A 21,501-nucleotide genomic window follows, 5' to 3' on the forward strand; every position below is an offset into this window, starting at 1 on the left:
CTTCGTTAGGCGATCGCTCTGGTCGTAATGTTAAATAATGATCGTTGCGAATTTGCTTCATTTCCTGTTGCACCACAAAGGATGAAAATCCTAAGCTGGTTAATAAATGACTAGCCATTTCTAAGCTGGCTTCAAATTCTGGTTGAACGACTTCCTTCGCCCCCAGTTGATACAGTAATTCAATATTTTTATCTTGAGTCGCACGGACAACCAAATCTAGTTCTGGACACAATTCTAAAGCTCGTTTCAACGAAAGTCGGGTACTCATGGGATCAGGAAGTGCGATCGCCATTCCCTTCGCATTATTTACCCCCGCAGTTTCCAAAACGTGAAAACTCACACAATTTCCATAAACATAAGGCACTCCCTCCTCCCGTAATTGCTGTATCCTGGTTTCAGATTGGTCGATCACTACCACAGCTAAATCATGCTGTTGCAACAACTTCACCAAATTCTTACCCACTCGCCCATAACCGCAGACAACAACATGACTTTTTGAGGGTAAATTTTCTGAAACATCACGGGGATAAACTTCTTCTAAATATGGTTGTAGCCAGGGCATTGATTCGGCAAAATTAAATAAAAATGGGACTAACCGCAACACAAAGGGAGTCAGCATGAGTGTAACTGCTGTGGTTCCTAAAATTAGCAAATAGACCCGGCGAGAAACTAATCCTAAAGCCTGCCCTTCACTAGCTAATACAAAGGAAAATTCCCCAATTTGTGCCAGTCCTAACCCAACAATTAAAGCTGTTTTCAAAGGATAGCGAAACAGCTTCACCAAAGGCGTGATAATTAAAAACTTACCGACAAATACCAATGCTACCAATACCAAAATCAATTCCAGATTATTCCATAAAAACACCGGGTCAATTAACATCCCAATGGCGACAAAAAATAAACTAGCAAAAATATCTCGTAGTGGTTCGACATAAGTTAATGTTTGGTCGGCATATTCCACTTCTGATATCATTAAACCAGCCACAAATGCCCCCATTTCAATTGATAGTCCCAAATGTTCTGTTAGTAGAGCAATACCTAAACACAGCGTGACTACACCTAATAAAAATAATTCCCGGCTTTCCGTGCGGGCGAGGATTCGCAATAAAGGCGGGATTAGCCAAATTCCGGCTACTACTGCACCCCCAGCAAATAAAGCCAGCCGCAGTAATGCTGTGAGAACTGCAATTCCAATAGTTTCTGCTGGTTGATTCAGGGCTGGTAATACCGCAATCATTAATCCTAGTGCTAAGTCCTGTACTACCAAAATCCCCAGCATCACTTGTCCGTGGGGCGTTTCTGTTTCATTACGTTCCATTAAGCACTTGAGGACAACGGCGGTAGAAGATAAAGATAAAATTGACCCTAAAAATACACCTTTAGCTGGTAAATCTTCCCAAATACCTGTAACTCCACACACCACAACTGTAAACACAATTGTTAAGACAATTTGTAGTCCACCACCTCCCAAAGCGATCGCTTTCACTTTTTTAAGTTCTGCAAAAGAAAATTCTACCCCCAAAGCAAATAATAAAAAGGCGACTCCAAACTGAGCTAAAGTTTCTACTTGAATAACTTCTTTAATTACTCCCAGACCGGCTGGCCCGACAATCATTCCCCCGATGAGATACCCTAATAGCACGGGTTGGCGTAAAAGTGAAGCTAAAAGTCCACCACAGGCGGCGACGGCGAGAACTGTAACTAAATCAACGATTAATCTAAAATCTTCTGGCACAAGTTTTTCAAAGAAATATTAAGTCCTATTAAATTTAGGATACAAAGTTTTTATATCTGCGGGGGGGTAAGCAGCGATGATTTTCACACAACTGATTTAAGCTGCTATATTAATTTCTCTGAAAACCAGAAATATCAGGATGATGCCATAATTCAGCAATACGGAGATAAAAAAGTTTCTATGCTGGATACACTAGATTTAACACTTTCTTTAGATAAAGCTACCTATAAATCAGAAATCGACAGGCTGATGTATCAACTACGAGAACTGCAAAATGCTTGTTGGGATAAAAAATTACCTGTAATTGTGGTTTTAGAAGGATGGGCTGCTTCTGGTAAGGGGGCGCTAGTCAAGCAAATGGTTTCTTACATGGACCCGCGTGGATTTAAGGTACATCCTATTTGGCCACCCAGCGAAGAAGAACGCAAATACCCTTTCCTCTGGCGATTCTGGGAAAAATTACCCGCCCAAGGTAACATCAGCTTTTTCTATCACAGTTGGTATACTCATGTTTTAGAAGAACGCTTATTTGAACGAGTCGGAACAGATCAGGTTCCCACTGTCCTGAACATCATGGGACAAATTAACTCCTTTGAGCGCCAAATGGTGGATGATGGAGCTGCGATCGCTAAATTTTGGTTACATCTGAGTCATAAAGAATTGAAAAGTCGCTTAAAAGACTACGCCAAAGATGAATTAACCGCTTGGCGGGTGCGAAAAGCAGATTGGAAGCAAGCAAAACACTATGACCGCTACGCCAGCTTTGCAGAAGAGATGCTAGTGCAAACTAGTACCGGCGTTGCACCTTGGACTTTAGTTGAGGCTGACTCGGAACGGTGGGCGCAGGTGAAGGTACTCACCCACTTGGCTACTACCTTAACTGCTGCTTTAGATCGGCTGAAAATTCAGCTTCTAGTTCCGACTTTACCTCCACAGATGGAATTAGAAACCACGGAATCAGATTTACTGGCGCAAACTGATTTGACCTTGACTCTTTCAGAAAAAGATTACGAAGAGCAATTAGCCAACGAACAGATAAAACTACGCAAATTACAATTAAACATTCACAAACATCAAATTCCTGTTCTGGTAATGTTTGAAGGCTGGGACGCAGCCGGTAAAGGTGGGGCGATTAAACGGCTGACCGATATTCTTGATCCTCGTAGTTACTTTGTTCATCCCTTTGCTGCGCCCACAGATGAAGAAAAAGTCCATCATTACCTCTGGCGATTTTGGCGACGATTACCTACATCTGGGATAATTGGCGTTTTTGACCGTTCCTGGTACGGACGGGTGTTAGTGGAGCGTGTGGAAGGCTTTGCTTCGGAAATTGAGTGGCGCAGAGCCTACCGAGAAATTAATGAATTTGAGGCTCAGTTAACCAGTGCCGGCTATGTTTTAGTCAAATTTTGGCTACACATTAGCCCAGAGGAACAACTTCAGCGCTTTATAGAACGTCAAAATGATCCCTTTAAGCAGTATAAGCTGACCGATGACGATTGGCGCAATCGGGAAAAGTGGAATCATTACGATGTCGCCGTAAATCAGGCGATTCAGCGCACCACCACCCCCACCGCTCCTTGGACAATTGTGGCCGCTAATGATAAATACTATGCCAGAGTTAAGGTAATTGAAACTGTTGTGGCAGCCATCGAAGCAGAATTAAAACGTCGTCGTAGTTGAGTGCTGAGTATAAGCAAAGTCAGGGCGGGTTAATTAAACAGGACTTACGCAAGAACTCTCTGAAACCCTCTTAACTTCGTGTCCTTTGTGTCCTTTGCGGTATGCGCTTCGCGCACGCTACGCGAACGTTTTTTCATAATTTTGCGTAAGTCCTATTAAAATGGCTCTCCCAGACTAAATATGAAAATTTCATACTTACATACTTGCTTAAAATCCTGGTGTAGCAAGAGATTTAATTAAATTATCATAACCACTCTAGGAAAGCCAAAATTATTATTGGTAATTGAGCATATTTGTTATTCTGTTTAAATAACATTTGCAAGCCGATAAACTTAGATGAATTAATTTATGAAGTTCGTAATCTGACTGGATGCAAGCCAATATTTTCTTTGGCAGGTAATTAGTATTTTTTGAGACATAAATTAATTGTCTCTATATTTACTAGGGCTACTGATATGTAGTGAACTAAGTAGCAAAAATGAATTCTGGTGATAAATTTATTTTTATTCTTTGTTTAGTGGCAAATTAAAGGTTTGGGGTTTGTAGCTAATAAAAATTTCAACTTAGCTGGTCTAAAATGCAGCAAACAGTCTTGACAATCTCAGAATAATGGAATAACAAGGTGGCAGCACATAAAAAAATGCATTAGCTCACCCCTGGCACAAAACTCAGTAAAGCTCTTAACAAAAATCACGTAATTAAGATAAATCATGCCACACAATACTGACCACAAAGCTGCCAATTCAGCTACTCAAGCAATCGCCTATAAAGCACGTCTAAATTCATGGGCGATCGCTCGTTTACTTCCTGATACACAACGGGAAATTGTGGCTCGTTTCCGTAGTCGTTCTGATGCAGATGGTTATATGCAACATTTAATGCAAATAACGCCTCATGCTTCGTTCATGGTAGTTTTTGATTGTCAACATGAAGCAGCCGTGATTTAAATTTGTCACAAAGGCGATCGCACTTGCAGGGTAATTAATCAGGCGATCGCCTTTGGAATAGTGCCATTAAGAAAAATTAACGCGATTCAGTTCCCTGATTAGGACTACCTGCAACAGTATCTTCTCCTGGTGCTTCAGGTTTAGCACTGTTTCTAGCCTCAGTTTCAGCAGCGTTGCCAGTCTTGCGGATTTCAGGTTCAACAGGAGTTTGATAGCCACCAGAAGCGCTGGGAGTAGTTTCTTGATTATGAGATTTTTGTCTTTGTTCTTCGGGCATAATTGCACTCTTATCATTTCATATTGAGTTCATTTTAAGAAATCCAGAAGTATAAATTTATCTATCAAAAATCCGATTATAGTTGATATATCTCTCTATCCAAAGGAATATTTAGTAATACTCAGACAAGTTTTTAAACTAAATTAAGTCAGTAAACACTTCCTTGATAAGAAATGATCAATAACTAAAAATATGCTTCCATTTATCCGTTCAGACTTAGCCCAATTTAACGCTTATAAACCCCACCCCAGCAGTGATACAGCAGCAGCAATTCCCGTGCAGTTGGATCGGTTGGATACGAACGAAAGCCCCTATGATTTGCCACCAGAGTTAAAAGAAAAGCTGGCTTGGACATATCAGCAAGTAATTGAAACAAATCGTTATCCTGACGGTGGACATGAGACACTTAAGGAGGCGATCGCTAAATATGTAAATGAGTCAGCATCACTCACTTCACCTGTATTTACTGCTACCAATATTTCTATAGGCAATGGTTCAGATGAACTAATTCGTTCATTATTAATCGCCACCTGTCTAGGAGGAGAAGGTGCAATTTTAGTCGCCAATCCCACTTTCTCCATGTATGGAATTTTGGCCAAAACTTTGGGAATTCCGGTGGTAACGGTGGCAAGAAATCTAGATAATTTTGAAATTGACTTAAAAGCTGCCCAATCTGCCATTGAACAAACTCAAAATCCCCCGATTCGGGTAGTTTTTGTGGTGCATCCTAATTCCCCAACTGGTAATAGTCTCACCACGGCAGAATTGTCATGGTTAAAAAGTTTAGGCGAAAAAATTTTGGTGGTAATTGATGAAGCTTACTTTGAATTTAGCCAAACTACCTTAGTTAGTGAATTAGCACAGCGTCCTAACTGGGTAGTGCTAAGAACTTTTTCTAAAGCCTTCCGGTTAGCAGCCCTAAGAGTTGGTTATTGTGTTGCTCATCCACAAGCGATCGCTATCTTAGAAAAAGTCCGTTTACCTTATAATCTTCCTAGTTTTTCCATCGCTGCGGCCTTAGCTGCTATGCAAAATAGCCAACTTCTACTAGAAACAATTTCCCCAACCTTAAATGAACGAGAAAAACTTATAAAACTTTTATCACAGCATCCAGCCTTAAAAGTCACCAAAAGTGCGGCTAACTTTATCTTCCTGCGCCTGTTAACAAATAACCCTGATCCACAAAATGCTACCTTAAAGACTCTTCACCAAGAACTCAAAGCCTCTCGCACTCTTGTACGTGAAATTAGTGGAGGATTGCGAATTACTATCGGTACATCAGACGAAAATACCCGCACCTTCAATAGAATACAAGCTGCATTGGCAAATCTGGAATTTTAATTAATTGCCCAAACGGCGGACTATACTTACCGTTTGTGGCAATACTCCTACTAAAAGGGCAAATACAATATCAGGCATTTGAGTCACAATTGATAATGGAAAATATTGTTCAAATTGATCTAAAATTTTCTGGACTCGCTGCTGAGGAAGCGGGTTTTCTGTTATCTGCCTGATTAACCGAATCCATTGTCGCCTAATTAAATAAGCCTTTTGACGATCCTCATGAGATTCGGGAGTTAATAAAGACAAATTACCTATGGGCATAACCCTTTCACAATCACTATCATAACTCCCGCCAACTGCTGCACCCGGCCCAGCAAATTCTGCATGATAGCGCTTAAAGAGTATTAAACCATTGCGCTTACGGCTATTCACAACCAAAACCTCTCCACTATGCACAAGTGTGAGTATCTCTGAGGCGTATGATTCCTCAGTTCCATCTGTCATGAAAAGATGGTCCACGAGAATAGTTTCAGGGTAATAAGTTGATACCATAGCAGCTTGATAGCGTCGGTAGCTTTCGCTATCCATGTTTTCTCGAACTTGCAGATAATTTGGCAATTTTATGCACTTCAAACAGATTCCTGCTTGAAGTCCAATCATACTTTGGATGTTTTTTTAATCTTCTTGATAACAAAAGCTTACTGCTTAATTTAAATAAAACACAAAAAACAGAATTTACTCAGTAAATATTATTAATCATATTCTATGGGATTTCGTTGAATTTGTGGTCAACGATCAACCGAATTTTTTTAAAGTTTTTATAAAGATAACTTTTTTAATACAAAGTTCGGATGATGTTTGGAAATTTAATTTATGGTAAATTTACGGTTGTTTTATCATCTTGTTTATTTTAAGGGTGGAAAATTTGCCCTTCAGCTACGCTATATATATTTGAGCAATTTTCTAGGTAAATAACTCACTAGAGAAAATCTTTAAGAAGAGTAAGCTTTTCGTTGAATTATAATTCTTTAAGTAAAGAATAAAATTGCTTTTGGCGATGCTGAAATTAAGTATGGATTTGCAGAAATCAGATTTCAAACCCTTGATGTAGGCGCAATTAATAAATTTTTGGCATTCTTTGACCAGGAAGGGGGCTAGGGCGTTAGGTTTGCCGTTAGTTTTTCTATAGAACTCCACAAAAAAGTTGATCCAAATTTCTGCAACTAAAATGACCTTTCCTTCCCCTGCTCTCAAAAAAATGGGATATTTTTTTATTTGGAAGTCTCTAATTTAATCCACTTTCATGCTCAGATGTTTGTGCAACAATACCTGGCGGTAGCGTCCGAAAAAAAACGTATTCCATTTAGATTCTAATTTATGTACCTTATATCCCAGCTTAAAATAAAGTTGTCGTGCCTGATGGTTATTTTCCAAGACGTGGAGGTATAAATCTTGAAATCCCCACTCATGAGAGAATTTTTCACAGCTAATCAGTAACTCTGACGCGACACCACGCCTGCGGTATTTGGGGTGAACAGCTAAATTAGACAGATAAGGAAAACTCGTACCCGCCTGTATCCAAGAATCACTAAAACGTACACCCAATTCCACAGTTCCGACCAAATTATCAGTTGAAGCAGCATTAGTATCAATAGCAACCAAACAAACATGATGGGGTGCAGGTGATAACAACCGATATTTGAGGTCTTCGTAAATACCTAAACGTAGTAGCGGAAAAGCCCATCCCCAGAAACCATCATGTCCGTGAAAGCTTTCGGCAATAATGTGGGCAATACCAATTAAATCATCAGGTGTGGCGGCACGAACTTGGAATTGCCAGGAAGCTTGTTCGGCGGCAGATATGTTCGGCTCTTGGTGGTAGGGATCAAAAAACCAGGATCTCAAGGCTAATTTAGTATTGATTTAATTAAACGAAAATTTCTCAAATATTGTAAAAACTGTGTAAAAATCCTAAATCATCCTCAATAACTAAGTTGGCATTGAGATTCTAACCTAATACGGCTAATCTAATTCACTTTCTTTTCCTCATCCAATTGCGTACCTGCCTGTACAGATTTAATCCACAATAACTTGATTTTGGAGGTTTTGTGTGTATATTTGTGACTTCTAAGCGTCATGAGAGAATTTAGACATTCTTGAACGGGAGTTGAGTTTGTCTAGGGTGTTAGGTGTCTTTATTTTTTTAACATAGTTTGGTTTAAACAGGCTAAATCGCTACCATTCTGAGCGTAGCCACACCTACAAGGCATTACAGCACTTAACAAAACTGACACGGAAAAAAATAAAAAGCCATACAACATTATGTTGCACGGCTTTTGGTGTAGTGTGAGGAGCTTAACTAAGTACCATCATAAATTAATGCCAAAGTGGCAGAACACTCGTAACAATTTTGGTAACAGAATTTTTTTTGATGCAATTACGCTAGTATGACCCGTAGTTAAAGCAACCGCCTGACGCATCTTCCCACAGTTAAAGATAATTAGGTAGGGAATTATGAATTTTAAGTACAGCGCAGTGTCATGATCTAATAGCACAACATGGCAGAAATAAACAACCAATTGGAAATTTTGATTTCACTCATTGTAATAATCTATAAATGATGCCACTAATAATTGTGGCAATAGGTAAAGTTAAAATCCACGAAAATAAAATCTGATAAAAAACACGCGTATTTGCTTGCTTCTCAATCAGTCCCACACCAAAAATCGAACTAACAGAAACTTGAGTCATGGAAACAGGAAGTCCAAAATAATTAGATGCAATCACCAAAATTCCAGTTGCTATATTTGCAGATAGTCCCTGATGATGATTCATAACGGTAATTTTTTGACTCATAGTTTGTGCTATTTTTTGGGAGTTTAGTAAACCACCCAGTCCCATTGCCATTGCTATTGTCAGCATTCCTCCTTGAACTGAAAAATAGTCAATAATTAGAATGAGTGAAGCAATTTTAGGCGTATCATTAAATCCTCTACTAAAACTGATAATACCTGAACTGATAAAGTGGCAAGTATCAATTATTCTTTGATCGGGTGGCAGGTTTAATTTAGAATTGATGTAGTGCAACAACTTCTGAGTTATTGCAGACAAACCAATAGCAATAATAGGACTGAGAAATAGGGGTAAAAGAAATAATTTCTCTAAAGCTGCAAAATTAACTTTCAGTCCAATAGCTACTAATCCAGCACCCAGTAACGCACCTGTGATACTGTGAGTTGTAGAAATGGGGAATCCGCTTAGGGCAGCAACTAGCACGGTTAATCCGGTGGTAATCGCTACTGCTAAATGAATTTCTGGCGCATTAGCGATCGCATTGGGAAATATCCCTTGTCCAGTAAAGTTTTTTACCAATTTGCCTGTCCAGAAAACCGCAGTAACTGCACCAGTAAAAGTCGTAAAACTTCCCCACAAAATTGCTGTTTGGTAACTGGTTGTTCGGCTACCAAATAGTGTCGCTACACCTTTAAAATTGTCGTTGGCTCCATTGGAATAAGCTAAAAAAAGCGTAGCCAGAAATAAACTGATTATTAACATTTTTGGGGCGTTAAAAGTTAACAGCAACCAACACCACTATAGTGTAAGGTTGAATAGGTAATCATAGTCCGGGTCTGGTATGTTGTCGTGTAGATTCCAGTTTTTGCATCTTAATACAATTAACCATTATTTAAAGGAGTTTTTGCCCAAATCAGGATAATTCCCGAAATCTTGAAGCACTAGAGATGGAGGAATGCAGATTGAATAAAATATAAAATTTCATTCTCATCCCCAGTTCTGAGTAACAAGAGGGGAAAACTTTGATGCCAGCAAAAAGCAGGGTGAGGTCACAAACTAGATGAGGATGTTATTTAATTCATCTTTTTGATCAGTGTTGATTTGTGGTTAGTTACTTTTTTAAATATGGCCGTAGATAGATATGTTGGACATTATTGATTGTTCCAAGCCAATCCCAAGGATTGATTATGTGAATCTCAACGCCCTGTCAAAAGTGTAGCGGATTTAGAGATATTTCACTCACACAAAACATAGCCAACACCATGCACAGTTGGAATGAGACGCTTTTCGTGATGGGTTTCGAGCTTCAGGCGTAAGTAACGGATGGGAACTTGAATCATATTGGAATCATTAATAAAGCCATAGCCCCAAACTTGTTCTAAAATGCGATCGCGTGTTATTACCTGTTGCCGTTATCCCTGGAATACACGTGCAACGATTTAAACTTAAGTTTGCAAATTGTCAAATATCTGTTACGTCTACTTCCTGATTTTTTCGCAAGTGGATGCGAACCTTGGCTAATAATTCTTCAGTAATAAAGGGTTTGACTATGTAGTCATCAGCACCAGCATTTAAACTGGCAATGCGATCGCCTTCACCGGGGCTTTGCCCATCGCTCTCTTCATCTTGAGCAATTAATAAAATTACTGGCACTTGCTCACCTGTACTTCGCAAGCGGCGACAAGTCTCCCAGCCTGACAAACCCGGCAGCATCCCATCTAAAATTACTAAATCTAAATCTAATTCTCTCGCTGCGGTGAGCGCAGTTAATCCATCATAGGCCACACTAACTTGATAGCCTTCATAACTTAGTTCCAATTCAATAAATCGCGCCAGTTTTACTTCATCTTCAACTAACAAGATGTGCGTCATAGATGATGTTGAGGATTTGGGCAGGGTAATTAACCAACAATACAGACTGATAAAACTTTAGAAACGTGCTGAGACTAAAGTTGATTTAGCTTAGTATAGATTTAAGTAAGTCACAACCGTAAGCCTGTAATTACCGATAGCTGCTACCAAAAATACCATCCAAATTTAGTTATAGGTTGTGACACCTCCGCCGCATTCATCATCAAGATCACGAAACGCTTTGAAACGCAGACTTACTAATTGCTTGTAGAGGGTATTTATGATTTTTAATTTTCTCAGTAACAAAAAGCTCCTGTTTGACCAATGGGCATTTAGCTACGATTGGCTTTTTCCTTCAGTAATTTATCAAGCCATCCATAAGCGGTTACTAGAGTATGTAGATTTACCAGAACGAGCCAATATACTTGATATGGGCTGTGGTACTGGAAGACTACTTGATCGCTTGGCAACTAAATTTTCTGATGTATGTGGTACGGGATTAGATTTATCATCTAATATGTTGCGGATAGCAAGACAGAGCAATTCTCACCACCCACGTCTAATTTATCTTGAAGGTCAAGCGGAGTCTCTGCCCTTTGGCGAAGGTCAGTTTGATGCTGTTTTTAGTACTATCAGCTTCTTACACTATTTAGAACCCCAACAGGTGTTGAAAGAAGTAGAGCGGGTGCTTTCACCTGGGGGGCATTTTTACTTAGTGGACATCACCACGAAACAAGAGACAACACCGCAAGTACTGCCCATTTCTCCTCGTGGTATTAGACTCTATAGCCCTCAACAACGTGAACTTTTAGGTTCATCGGCTGGATTATTATGTTTGAGTCATCATTATTTACTAGGGCCAGTTTTGCTGACAATTTTTGTTAAACCACCCTTAATTTGACGGAAAATATTATCTAACTGGTGGTAGCATTTCTAAAATTAAAATTTGCAAATCGGGAAACGCCAAGGGTGAAATAGTGGCATTTTCTGGCAAAATTACGGCACTTTTATAGCCTTCCTGAGTCGGTTCCCGAAAAACGTGCAATTGACGGCTAATCACATCTAGCACCCAATAATCTGTAATTCCTGCCTGGGAGTAAGCTGTGGCTTTAGTCTCGCAGTCTAGTGTCAAACTACTATTTGCTACTTCAATAATCAGATAAACTTCAGATGGTGTCGGGTGGTGATCTGCGTAGTCTAAAGGGTCTACTTTAACTACAGCAATATCCGGTTCTGGTTCAGATCGTTCATTTAACTTGATTGGGTCTTGGATAGATACCCAGGCGCGATTTCCTAACTGATTTTTGAGTAACTTATCTGTTCTCCCCACTGCTGACCGATGGGCTGTTCCTTTAGCAATCTTCCAGATAATTTTTCCTTCTAGAAGTTCCACTCGCTCGTCTACACCAAAAATCCCAGCCTCAGCCATCCGATGGTATTCTTCAACCGTCCACAGGCGAAGCGGTAAGGTTGTTTCTGTATTTTGCATGGCTTGTCTAGCAAATGTGAAAATCTCGGATATTCATATCATAGCATTTTAGCTTGACATATTAATGAATATATGATATTAAAATGCCGGTGGTGACAGAGAGTGTACCCCAAACCACCAATGACCAAATAATTCGTAATTCGTAGTTCGTAATTCGTAATTACGGACTAATGAGCAATGACAATTTCATCTAGTTGATTAATCACCACATCAGCGCCTTGGACATGATTTGACTTACCCACCCAGGTAATACCAATACAACCTGCGGCTTTAGCACTGCGAGCCATTTGCATATCACCAACAGCATCTCCTACCATCAATGTATTACCTGGTTCTACCCCCAAGGCTTCACAAGCCTGTAAAAACAATACTGGATCTGGTTTGCCGGGGCCGTCATCCACTCCTTTTTGTAGCTGAATGTAATCAGTTAATTGGTGTCGTACTACAAAGTTACTAACTTCGGCTGTGGTTGCGGCGGAAATGATACCGAGTTTTATTCCTGCTGCTGACAAGGACTTTAACAGATCCAAACTACCAGGAAAAAGTGGTGCAGGAGTTGTACCCAAATATTTTTCAGCTTCGTCTAAGGATTGACGAGCTATTTTTAAAGATTCAAACCATCCTCTCCCAGTTTCGGCAATATATGCAGCTGCGGCAATTTCGGTTTCCCGACGACTGGCGACAGCGATTAAACCTGCTGGGTCTAGGGTATCGCTATTGATGCCAAAGGCCATTAATAATGGTTCGCCAATTCCGGGAATTTGTGCGTCTATCATCCGCGCACTTTTTTGTCCAAGCGATCGCAAGTAAGCTTCAGAGTCTTCTAATGTACCATTTTTGTCAAAAAAAATGGCCTGGATATTGGAAAAGCTCAGGTTTTTACATTTAATAGTTACCAAAATATTGCACCCCATTTCATAAATTCAAAATAACTCTGAACTATTCACTACAAAAAAAGAGGGTGTTCCCCTCTTTAATTCATAGTTTAATAACTACAGGCTTATTAGCGTTCATTTGAGGGTTGTCAGTCGCTTTTATGAAATTTAGCGAAGTATCACCCTATCTATAACCGATTTTAAATTGAGCTTTACTCAACCTTCCTGTTCAACAGTCGCTGGAATTTCTTGTTCAGTCTCAGTTGCTGCTGGGGTTTCTTCTTCAGTCACAGCTACAGCCGATACTTCTTCACTTGCTGCGGGAGCTTCTTCAGTCACAGCTACAGCCGATACTTCTTCTTGAGACTCGGTTGCTGCTGGGATTTCTTCCTGAGTTGTCGCTTCTACCGCTTCTTCAGCACCCACAACCTCTTCAGCTTCCGCAGGCGCAGCAGTAATACCTTGCTGTTTAGCTAACATCTGTTCACGATACTTAGCTGCCATTTCTTCCGCTTTATCATAAACCAAATCACGGTTCTTAATCATATCACCTGGTTCGGGTTCCAACTGCTTGGTAGACAAGGAAATCCGACCCCTTTCTGCGTCTAAATCAATGATCATGACTTTAACTTCGTCATTGACATTGAAAACGCTGTGAGGTGTATCAATATGCTCGTGAGAAATTTCTGAAATGTGCAGCAGTCCGCTAACACCACCGATATCAATAAATGCACCGTAGGGTTTGATACCACGAACTGTACCGATTACCACTTCTCCCACTTCTAAGCGGTTCATCTTACGCTCAACCAGCGCTCGACGGTGGGATAGAACTAGGCGGTTGCGTTCTTCGTCTACTTCGAGGAATTTCAATGGCAGTTCTTCGCCTACCAATTCTTCCTTCGGTTTGCGGGTACTAATGTGAGAACCGGGGATAAAGCCGCGTAATCCTTCAATGCGTACTAATGCACCACCACGGTTAGTAGCAAACACGCCGGAACGAACAGTAGCATCTTCTGCTTGTAACTGCCGCACACGTTCCCAAGCTCGCATATATTCAATGCGACGAATGGAAAGGGTGAGCTGACCATCTTCGTTTTCATCGGTCAGGATGAAAAATTCTCTGGTTTCGTTTGATTGTAAAACTTCTGCCGGGGCATCGACCCGGTTAATAGACATTTCTTGTATGGGTATGTAGGCTGCTGTTTTAGCCCCTATGTCAATCAGAGCGCCGCGCGGCTCTATACTGAAAACTGTTCCTGGTACAATATCCCCAGGGCTAAAGTGATAATCATACTTGTCAAGTAGAGCAGCGAAATCTTCGTGAGTGAATCCAATTTCTGTAGCGGTTAAGTTCTGATTGACCATGCTAATTTGTTCCTGGTTCTAGTCTCCGTAAGGGTTGTGGCATAGGCGTGATGTATATGCGAAGGCACTAGGCGGGAGGTACACCTACATCTTTTTTTTATCCTAGCGCAGAAAAGCTAGTATTAACACATATTAACTTCCAGATAGAATATTGTATCACATATTCTGGAAATTTTTTATTTATTCATCAATTAACTTTGGGAATTTCGCTCTTCAAAGGTATTGACAAAAGTAGATATCCGCCGATACCACCATTGGTAACAGCGGATAACAGGTTTAGATGCCCTTTAATCTCTGGTAAGAGCAGTCTATTCTTCTTCTTTCTTTTGAATGCGGGGAGGTTCGCGGAATGCGATCGCAAAGAAAAGAACTCCTATGGCCAGAGCCAAAATCAAGATATATGCAACGCTTTCCATATTAAAAGCTCCTGCCTAACCAACGAGTAATGATAGTTTATCAGTCTATGAAATTAGTTCTGGGGGATTGGGTTATGAGAAAAATGATTCCCCAGTTCCCAGTCCCCAGTTGCCAAAATTACAGGGCTTCTTTCCGGCGGGTAGATTTGTCACCCACTTTCTGGAACAGACCCCATTCCACTTGTTCTTCTAGATCCGCTTCAACACCAGCAAAAACGTCTCGGTAGATTGTCCGAGAACCATGCCAGAGATGACCAAAGAAGAATAGCAGAGCAAATACAGCGTGTCCAAAGGTGAACCAACCTCTGGGACTAGTACGGAATACACCGTCAGAGTTCAAGGTTTCGCGGTCAAAATCAAAGATTTCGCCACCTTGAGCCTTACGAGCAAATTTCTTCACATCGGCTGGATCTGTAAAGGTTTGACCATTGAGATCACCGCCATAGAAGCTGACTGTGACACCAGTTTGTTCAAAACTGTACTTCGATTCTGCCCGACGGAAAGGAATATCAGCTCGGATAACTCCATCAGCATCGGTCAAGATGACTGGAAAGGTTTCAAAGAAGTTGGGGAGACGACGAACGGTCAATTCTCTACCTTTAGCATCTGTGAATACTGCATGACCTTGCCAAGATTGGGCGATACCATCACCTTGAACCATAGGCCCAGTCCGGAATAGACCACCTTTAGCGGGACTATTACCGACATAATCATAGAAAGCCAGTTTTTCGGGAATTGCTGCCCAAGCTTCTGCACGGGTTGCACCGTCAGCGATGCTAGTTTGGACGCGACGCTCAATTTCCTGAGTGAAGTAGTTTTGATCCCACTGATAACGAGTGGGGCCAAATAGTTCAATCGGGGTGGTAGCGTTACCGTACCACATCGTACCAGCAACAATGAAGGCTGCGAAGAATACCGCAGCGATACTGCTAGAAAGTACGGTTTCAATGTTACCCATCCGTAAAGCTTTGTATAGCCGTTCGGGGGGTCTAACTGTGAGGTGGAATAAACCAGCAATAATGCCAACAACGCCTGCGGCGATATGGTGAGCAACAACGCCACCAGGATTAAATGGGTCGAACCCAGCCGGACCCCATTCTGGTGCTACTGGTTGGATGCTACCAGTGATTCCGTAGGCATCAGAAACCCACATACCAGGGCCAAATAGTCCGGTGAGGTGAAAAGCACCAAAACCAAAACAAAGTAAACCAGATAAGAACAGGTGAATGCCAAACATTTTTGGCAAGTCTAGTGCAGGTTCACCAGTCCGAGGATCTCTAAAGAGTTCCAAATCCCAGTAAACCCAGTGCCATACGGCAGCTAGGAATAATAAACCAGAAAGCACGATGTGCGCCGCAGCTACACCTTCAAATGACCAGAAACCAGGATTGCTGGTTGCGTTACCAGTCACAACACTCCAGCCACCCCAAGATTCGGTGACACCTAAACGTGACATGAAGGGCAGGACGAACATTCCTTGCCGCCACATGGGGTTAAGAACTGGATCACTAGGGTCATAAATAGCCAGTTCGTACAGTGCCATTGAACCAGCCCAGCCTGCTACTAAGGCTGTGTGCATCAAGTGTACAGAAATCAACCGACCTGGATCATTCAGAACGACTGTATGTACTCGGTACCAGGGTAGTCCCATCGACTACGCTCCTCCTCGATGAATTATGTTTACAAAGCAATTTTCTTACCGAGATTCTGAGAGACGGAACAGTTCTCTAGGTGGGGTTAATCCTCCTACTGCACTGCTTTACCGCCATTCAGTGAACTCTCTGAGTTTTTTTTATTGCCAGCATTTTGAATTTAACCACAAATTCGTCTTGATAAATCAGACTATGCAGCTAGTTTGGCAATATTTTGAGCCGTTCGGTAGCTTGAGTTTGTGGGTTAGCGATCGCCTGTATAACTGCCGAGAGATTTTTTCAAAGGAAAATCCCTCCCTGATTCTTTGAGAACCAGGCCAACGCCTGTAAGACGTTTGGAAGTTAAGAATTGCCACCCTTTAGTCAGCCACCTTTGGAACGTCTACGCAATTGCCAAACAAAAATGAGAATGTTTTAAAAAGTGTAACTATTTGTGGACTGCTTTGCAAGGGTGTAAATAGATGCGATCGCATAGTGTTTCTGTATCACATAGCGACAAATCGCCTGCACAACGTAAAAGCTCTTTGATTTTTGATTTTTGACTGCCGCTTTGCGGTATTGGAGATTTTTATGAATAATTATAAAGGTTTTCACATAAATGAGAATAATTTTGGTAGCTCAAAGCCTTGAAGGAACTGGCTTTATACTCAGCACTTTGCTGTAGCATAAATTGTTTCCTAAAGCACACTTTCAACCAACTAAATTTGTAATGCCTTAAACCACTTTGTCACAACTGTGTTAATGGTTTGTTTGATTTGATGTTTGCGATACCACTTGTGAAAAGCCATTTCGTACTCCTCACCTTTAGTTTGAAAGGTATTCCAGATATCTAGCCCTAATGTCAAGCCGCAAAATAGTAAAAAATACAACGACCAAGTAAGACCACCACCACCGACGATATCTAGCAGCATGAAAAAACTGTTAATAATGGCATAATTACCAACACGTTTCTTAAATCTTCCTATCCGGTAGGAGTTAAAAGCTTGTCTTTGTTGCATTTCGCTATGTTGCGATCGCCAGTCAACTTCTGCTAAATTTAGAGACTCTGGTGATATATCTAACTCTTTCGCAATTTCTAACAATTGCTCATAAGAAAATTCCTTATCTTGGTCATCAGCTTGACGAGCGATCGCTAACTGGAGAATTCGCTGCACATCCTCTTGGCTATAAGAACGAAGGCTCTTTGGTTCAAATGCCGTCATAACTATTATCTCTTAGTGTTACCTTGACTAACAGTTTGCCACTCAGTAGCTGTGATTTAGCTACACACCCTCAAAATTATTTGTACTATATCTACACTAACAAATCTCAATGAGCTATAGGCAGATATTTTGGAAATTATGACTGGGGTTGGGGTAGTTGAAAAGCGTAAATATCTTGAATAGTTTGTACCCAACCATTAGAAACAGATTCGAGGATGCGATCGCCTTTTTCCTTCGTTGCGGTGGTTGCGTCGCCAATTACGCCACTTTTACTCACATCCCTCGTTGCCCAAGACACAGGTAACTTACCTTCTAAACTCAATAAAGTGCTTTGTGTTTGTTCTGGGGGATACTCAGCCACAGCTAAATCCATTTTGACCTGTTCTGGCAAAATCGCCAACATAATGCTAGTTTCGGCATCTCCGGCGTGCATTCCTTGAGTTGCTTCCTTGGGTGTTAATAATTCTTTGGTGATATGAGGTACACGCCAAGTAAACAAAGGAAACACCAAAAAATCATCATATTTAATATGCAAATCCCGTGCCACCATTTGCATAACTTGGGGTTGTCCGCCGTGGGAATTCATCAACACCAATTTTCTAAACCCAGCCCGATAAATACTTTCACCCATTTCCATAATGATTGCTGTCAGGGTTTCGGTACTTAAAGTTATCGTTCCGGGAAAATGCCAATGCTCATTAGATTTACCATAATAGAGAGTGGGTAAAGCATAGGCGGGAATGCTAACATCCAGTTTTTTCAGGGCTGCTCCCAGAACTCCTACACCAATAGCCGCATCAACAATCAGTGGTAAATGAGGGCCATGTTGTTCAATCGCCCCCACTGGTTGAATGATTACCACATTTTCCTTATTCGGCATAGCCTGGATATCAGTCCAAGTCAGGTAGGGAAAAAATCGTTCTGGGGGAATAAAGCTGTGCATCTTACTACTATCGCGTCATTTTTATGTTAACGAGATTTGAGAAGAAGAACGGGGGCAGGGGGGAAGAGGAATGATTTTTAAGTAACAGGAAGTTTCAAGTAACTCCCCCTTGCTCCCTGCGCCCCGCTCCCCTGCCTCTTCAGTCTCCAGTACACCAAGCAGTAAGAAGGAAACAACTCAATGGTTGCAGATCATGAATCTATTCGTACCCTATCAGTTGATATTGGTGGTAGTGGGGTTAAAGCACTGGTTTTAGATATTACAGGAAATCCCTTAACAAAAAGGATGCGTTTAGAGACACCCCAACCATCTAAACCAGAAATGATCATAGATGCTATAGCAGTGTTAGCAGCAGATCAAGGTGAATTTCATCGCGTTTCCGTGGGTTTTCCTGGTGTAGTGCGTCAGGGAGTCACAGAAACAGCAGTTAATTTATATCGAGATTGGATTGGCTTTGACTTAGAAACTGCATTATCACAACGTCTCAACAAGCCTGTACGAGTAATTAATGATGCTGATATGCAGGGTTTTGGGGCAGTAACGGGTAAAGGTTTAGAATTGGTAATTACTTTGGGAACAGGTTTTGGTTCAGCTTTATTTATAGATGGCAAACTTGTGCCAAATATGGAAATGGGACATCATCAGTTTCGTAAAGGTAAAACCTATGAGGAACAACTGGGAAGGGCAGAGTTAGAAAAAATTGGTGATAAAAGATGGAATAAGCGTTTAGATAAAGCGATCGCCTCTTTACAAAGACTGTTCAATTATGATTACCTTTACATTGGCGGCGGTGAAGCTGTCAGGGTAAATCTAGAGCTACCCTTAAACGTCAAACTCATTCCGAATATCACTGGTTTATTAGGTGGAATTGCTTTGTGGCGAGATTAGCTAAGAGCTAGAGAGTGGGGATTTTTACCCAGCACTCAGTATTAGTGAAATCTACCGGAACTAGTAGATCGAATTGTACTAGCGATCGTCTCCTAAAACACATCAAATCATGCGAGAATATTTGTTATTGGGTGGAATGGCGATAGCGAAGCGCTCCGCAAGAATCGCCTAATCCCAAAATTGAGAAGATGATTGTTGAGGCGATCGCAAAGCACGACCTAGTAATCGCTGGTAACACGAAATGAAAACATTATATATTTCGATATAATGAATGTATTAATTGGCTAAGTTGATATATGGCGATCGCAAGCGACCGATCAATTCAACAGAAAGCACTCAGCTTTGACGAGTTTCTCGTCCGTTATCGAGACGATAACCGTTATGAACTTATTGATGGAGATATATTTGACTTGGAACCAACAGGCTTGCATGAAGAAGTTGCAGCCTTTATTACCACCAAGGTATGCGTCCAGATCGACCAAATGGGATTGCCTTGGTTTGTGCTTCAGCGAGGACTTATTCGCCCTTCTAATATTGGAATGACTGCATTTCGACCTGATGTGGCAGTTATCGATCGCCATGAGCTTACTAAAGAACCAATTTGGAGCGAGCAATCAATTCTAACACTAGGCAGTTCAATTAAATTTGTAGCGGAAGTTGTGAGTAGCAACTGGCAAAATGATTATGCCCGTAAAGTTGAAGACTACGCGAATCTAGGCATTCCCGAATATTGGATTGCCGACTACGCTGGATTGGGAGGTGTTCGACATATTGGGAAGTCCAAACAACCTACCCTCTCTATCTGCACACTAGCAAATGGAGAATATGATATTCAGCAATTACGAGGAAATCAGATAGTTGTTTCGACTACTTTCCCTAACCTAAAATTGACAGCCGCAGAAATTTTGAAGACTTTTTAAATAGCGATCCCTAGTTGCATACCAATCTTGGAAATAAGAAACAAAAGGATTATCGACACTGAAACAAGTACAACTATCTCCCTCTAATACTAGATTAGCTTCATTTACCATGTATTGATAGTATTGATACCACTCAGATGCCATAATTATATCATGTTCGTAGCATAAATCTTCTTTTTCTTGATTTTCATATATTTCAGACAGCTTTTCATTATATATTTTATCAATTATTTCATGCTTTTCCTGAGATTTTTCTTTTATATAATTATGTTCTTCATCATCATCTGGATCAACATATCCATGCTGATCATTAGCCCATTCATCTACTAATATATGAGCAGTATTAATTTCTTCTTTTAAAGAATCTTTTTCCATTTCATAGGATTTACATATCCAATAATAATCTGAAGCGTATTGATCTATAGTTTCTTTTAAAAATTCATCTTCATCTTCTTGATCAATACAATTATGAGCATCTTCAACGTTTCTTATTGTTTTTCCTAAGACAATTACTTTAATTTCCTTTGCTCCTGCTTCAAGTAATAGTTTTTTACAAGCTTGAATAGAAGTTCCTGTGGTTAATACATCATCCATCAATATCACTTTTTTATTTTTGATCACTGATGAATTAGCTACTTTAATAGTTTTTAAATGCTTTTCTATAGTTCGAGTTCGATCATCATTTGAATCCTTAAACCGTTCAAGACAAAAAACTGCATCAGTAAATTTAGAGTATGACTTGACCAATTGTTTAGCTAACTCACGAATGCCTGAAGATCGATTGGAGGATTTCCCAGACGGAACAGTAGCAATTGAAATATCTTCATCACTCAAAAATTTTCTAATTTCTTTAAGAAAAAAAATAATTGAATCCTCTTTTTGATCTTTCAATTCTAAGATGGTATTACTATATTCATTAAAATACCCACTATCTGTAGGACAATAGAAACCTAAATAAAATAAATCCGGTAAACTATCAAAAAATCTCATATCTGGTTACAATCACGTAGATTCATCAATAATAACTTATTAACCTATTCTATCCGCTAATTGGTGACACTGCGCGAGTATATACCTTTGCGACTTTGCGCCTAACGCACTTCGTGCTTCGCTTCGCTAATGCGCGAAACAAATCCATATTTGAATCACAGCCTTTTTTTATTTATCACTCCCTTAGTTCT

20 protein-coding genes and 2 pseudogenes are annotated in these 21,501 nt (G+C 40.5%); 6 read left to right on the forward strand and 16 right to left on the reverse strand.

Translation table 11 applies throughout. The features are described from left to right. On the reverse strand, positions 1-1,735 hold a 1,735-nt coding region (locus VB654_RS11900; protein ID WP_323213974.1), incomplete at its 3' end, for a cation:proton antiporter. A gap of 180 nt (positions 1,736-1,915) precedes the next feature. Between VB654_RS11900 and pap the strand changes: the two genes are divergently transcribed. Continuing rightward, positions 1,916-3,418, forward strand: a complete 1,503-nt coding sequence (gene pap / locus VB654_RS11905) for a polyphosphate:AMP phosphotransferase (protein ID WP_323213975.1) — start codon at positions 1,916-1,918, stop codon at positions 3,416-3,418. A 710-nt stretch (positions 3,419-4,128) separates the two neighbouring features. Further along, on the forward strand, positions 4,129-4,365 hold the full coding sequence (locus VB654_RS11910) for a hypothetical protein (RefSeq protein ID WP_323213976.1): 237 nt from the start codon (positions 4,129-4,131) through the stop codon (positions 4,363-4,365). 76 nt (positions 4,366-4,441) lie between these two features. On the opposite strand, the gene VB654_RS11915 is transcribed toward VB654_RS11910, so the two are convergent. Continuing rightward, positions 4,442-4,642 (reverse strand): hypothetical protein, encoded by a 201-nt coding sequence (locus VB654_RS11915; protein ID WP_323213977.1) that lies wholly within the window; start codon positions 4,640-4,642, stop codon positions 4,442-4,444. Positions 4,643-4,834: 192 nt separating this feature from the next. Here VB654_RS11915 and VB654_RS11920 point away from each other — a divergent pair, with 192 nt between their 5' ends. Continuing rightward, positions 4,835-5,983, forward strand: a complete 1,149-nt coding sequence (locus tag VB654_RS11920) for a histidinol-phosphate transaminase (protein ID WP_323213978.1) — start codon at positions 4,835-4,837, stop codon at positions 5,981-5,983. Here the strand turns inward: VB654_RS11920 and VB654_RS11925 are convergent, their stop codons facing one another. The 6 genes and pseudogenes from VB654_RS11925 to VB654_RS25240 form a co-directional block, all read right to left on the reverse strand. Further along, complete coding sequence (locus tag VB654_RS11925) at positions 5,984-6,514, reverse strand: hypothetical protein (protein WP_323214000.1); 531 nt, start codon at positions 6,512-6,514, stop codon at positions 5,984-5,986. A gap of 702 nt (positions 6,515-7,216) precedes the next feature. Further along, positions 7,217-7,831 (reverse strand): GNAT family N-acetyltransferase, encoded by a 615-nt coding sequence (locus VB654_RS11930; RefSeq protein ID WP_416235678.1) that lies wholly within the window; start codon positions 7,829-7,831, stop codon positions 7,217-7,219. A 693-nt stretch (positions 7,832-8,524) separates the two neighbouring features. After that, entirely contained in the window at positions 8,525-9,481 is a 957-nt protein-coding gene (locus VB654_RS11935; RefSeq protein ID WP_323213979.1) for an anion permease, read from the reverse strand. Between the two features lie 473 nt (positions 9,482-9,954). Further along, positions 9,955-10,125, reverse strand: a pseudogene (locus tag VB654_RS25230) (winged helix-turn-helix domain-containing protein); the annotation flags it as partial. A 58-nt stretch (positions 10,126-10,183) separates the two neighbouring features. Then, a pseudogene (locus tag VB654_RS25235) lies at positions 10,184-10,591 on the reverse strand (response regulator transcription factor); the annotation flags it as partial. A gap of 165 nt (positions 10,592-10,756) precedes the next feature. Next, complete coding sequence (locus VB654_RS25240) at positions 10,757-10,876, reverse strand: Mo-dependent nitrogenase C-terminal domain-containing protein (protein WP_416235679.1); 120 nt, start codon at positions 10,874-10,876, stop codon at positions 10,757-10,759. On the opposite strand from VB654_RS25240, the gene VB654_RS11945 reads away from it, so the two are divergent. Beyond that, positions 10,851-11,471, forward strand: coding sequence for a class I SAM-dependent methyltransferase (locus VB654_RS11945; RefSeq protein ID WP_323213980.1), 621 nt, complete (start codon positions 10,851-10,853; stop codon positions 11,469-11,471). The genes VB654_RS25240 and VB654_RS11945 overlap by 26 nt on opposite strands. Before the next feature lie 9 nt (positions 11,472-11,480). Here VB654_RS11945 and VB654_RS11950 read toward each other — a convergent pair whose 3' ends face one another. From VB654_RS11950 to VB654_RS11980, 7 genes are all read right to left on the reverse strand, one after another. Further along, positions 11,481-12,059 (reverse strand): Uma2 family endonuclease, encoded by a 579-nt coding sequence (locus VB654_RS11950; RefSeq protein ID WP_323213981.1) that lies wholly within the window; start codon positions 12,057-12,059, stop codon positions 11,481-11,483. 167 nt (positions 12,060-12,226) lie between these two features. Beyond that, entirely contained in the window at positions 12,227-12,958 is a 732-nt protein-coding gene (locus tag VB654_RS11955) for an HAD family hydrolase (protein ID WP_323213982.1), read from the reverse strand. Between the two features lie 192 nt (positions 12,959-13,150). Then, entirely contained in the window at positions 13,151-14,299 is a 1,149-nt protein-coding gene (locus tag VB654_RS11960; protein ID WP_323213983.1) for a 30S ribosomal protein S1, read from the reverse strand. Between the two features lie 308 nt (positions 14,300-14,607). After that, entirely contained in the window at positions 14,608-14,715 is a 108-nt protein-coding gene (locus tag VB654_RS11965) for a photosystem II reaction center protein T (protein WP_239728929.1), read from the reverse strand. A gap of 118 nt (positions 14,716-14,833) precedes the next feature. Beyond that, on the reverse strand, positions 14,834-16,366 hold the full coding sequence (gene psbB / locus VB654_RS11970) for a photosystem II chlorophyll-binding protein CP47 (protein ID WP_323213984.1): 1,533 nt from the start codon (positions 16,364-16,366) through the stop codon (positions 14,834-14,836). Positions 16,367-17,065: 699 nt separating this feature from the next. Continuing rightward, complete coding sequence (locus tag VB654_RS11975; protein ID WP_323213985.1) at positions 17,066-17,569, reverse strand: 2TM domain-containing protein; 504 nt, start codon at positions 17,567-17,569, stop codon at positions 17,066-17,068. Positions 17,570-17,705: 136 nt separating this feature from the next. Next, positions 17,706-18,512: a creatininase family protein gene (locus tag VB654_RS11980; RefSeq protein ID WP_323213986.1), complete on the reverse strand. Its 807-nt coding sequence runs from the start codon at positions 18,510-18,512 to the stop codon at positions 17,706-17,708. Positions 18,513-18,692: 180 nt separating this feature from the next. Between VB654_RS11980 and VB654_RS11985 the strand changes: the two genes are divergently transcribed. Together VB654_RS11985 and VB654_RS11990 are read left to right on the forward strand one after the other, a co-directional pair. Beyond that, positions 18,693-19,400 (forward strand): ROK family protein, encoded by a 708-nt coding sequence (locus VB654_RS11985; protein ID WP_323213987.1) that lies wholly within the window; start codon positions 18,693-18,695, stop codon positions 19,398-19,400. Between the two features lie 296 nt (positions 19,401-19,696). Continuing rightward, positions 19,697-20,320 carry a Uma2 family endonuclease gene (locus VB654_RS11990; protein ID WP_323213988.1) on the forward strand — a complete coding sequence of 208 codons (624 nt, stop codon included), beginning with the start codon at positions 19,697-19,699 and terminating at the stop codon, positions 20,318-20,320. On the opposite strand, the gene VB654_RS11995 is transcribed toward VB654_RS11990, so the two are convergent. Continuing rightward, positions 20,282-21,310, reverse strand: coding sequence for a phosphoribosyltransferase family protein (locus VB654_RS11995; protein WP_323213989.1), 1,029 nt, complete (start codon positions 21,308-21,310; stop codon positions 20,282-20,284). The two genes, VB654_RS11990 and VB654_RS11995, sit on opposite strands and share 39 nt — an antisense overlap. Between the last annotated feature and the right edge of the window lie 191 nt (positions 21,311-21,501).

Source organism: Nodularia sp. UHCC 0506 (assembly GCF_034931045.1).
Taxonomy (GTDB): Bacteria; Cyanobacteriota; Cyanobacteriia; order Cyanobacteriales; family Nostocaceae; genus Nodularia.

Bases quoted from the DNA above. Each gene is read 5' to 3' on its own strand.
- VB654_RS11910 (WP_323213976.1), top strand. From the start codon at position 4,129: ATGCCACACAATACTGACCACAAAGCTGCCAATTCAGCTACTCAAGCA.
- pap (WP_323213975.1), top strand. From the start codon at position 1,916: ATGCTGGATACACTAGATTTAACACTTTCTTTAGATAAAGCTACCTAT.
- VB654_RS11960 (WP_323213983.1), bottom strand. From the start codon at position 14,299: ATGGTCAATCAGAACTTAACCGCTACAGAAATTGGATTCACTCACGAA.
- VB654_RS11980 (WP_323213986.1), bottom strand. From the start codon at position 18,512: ATGCACAGCTTTATTCCCCCAGAACGATTTTTTCCCTACCTGACTTGG.
- VB654_RS11995 (WP_323213989.1), bottom strand. From the start codon at position 21,310: ATGAGATTTTTTGATAGTTTACCGGATTTATTTTATTTAGGTTTCTAT.
- VB654_RS11925 (WP_323214000.1), bottom strand. From the start codon at position 6,514: ATGGATAGCGAAAGCTACCGACGCTATCAAGCTGCTATGGTATCAACT.
- VB654_RS11915 (WP_323213977.1), bottom strand. From the start codon at position 4,642: ATGCCCGAAGAACAAAGACAAAAATCTCATAATCAAGAAACTACTCCC.
- psbB (WP_323213984.1), bottom strand. From the start codon at position 16,366: ATGGGACTACCCTGGTACCGAGTACATACAGTCGTTCTGAATGATCCA.
- VB654_RS11975 (WP_323213985.1), bottom strand. From the start codon at position 17,569: ATGACGGCATTTGAACCAAAGAGCCTTCGTTCTTATAGCCAAGAGGAT.
- VB654_RS11950 (WP_323213981.1), bottom strand. From the start codon at position 12,059: ATGCAAAATACAGAAACAACCTTACCGCTTCGCCTGTGGACGGTTGAA.
- VB654_RS11935 (WP_323213979.1), bottom strand. From the start codon at position 9,481: ATGTTAATAATCAGTTTATTTCTGGCTACGCTTTTTTTAGCTTATTCC.
- VB654_RS11920 (WP_323213978.1), top strand. From the start codon at position 4,835: ATGCTTCCATTTATCCGTTCAGACTTAGCCCAATTTAACGCTTATAAA.
- VB654_RS11945 (WP_323213980.1), top strand. From the start codon at position 10,851: ATGATTTTTAATTTTCTCAGTAACAAAAAGCTCCTGTTTGACCAATGG.
- VB654_RS11990 (WP_323213988.1), top strand. From the start codon at position 19,697: ATGGCGATCGCAAGCGACCGATCAATTCAACAGAAAGCACTCAGCTTT.
- VB654_RS11965 (WP_239728929.1), bottom strand. From the start codon at position 14,715: ATGGAAAGCGTTGCATATATCTTGATTTTGGCTCTGGCCATAGGAGTT.
- VB654_RS11985 (WP_323213987.1), top strand. From the start codon at position 18,693: ATGGTTGCAGATCATGAATCTATTCGTACCCTATCAGTTGATATTGGT.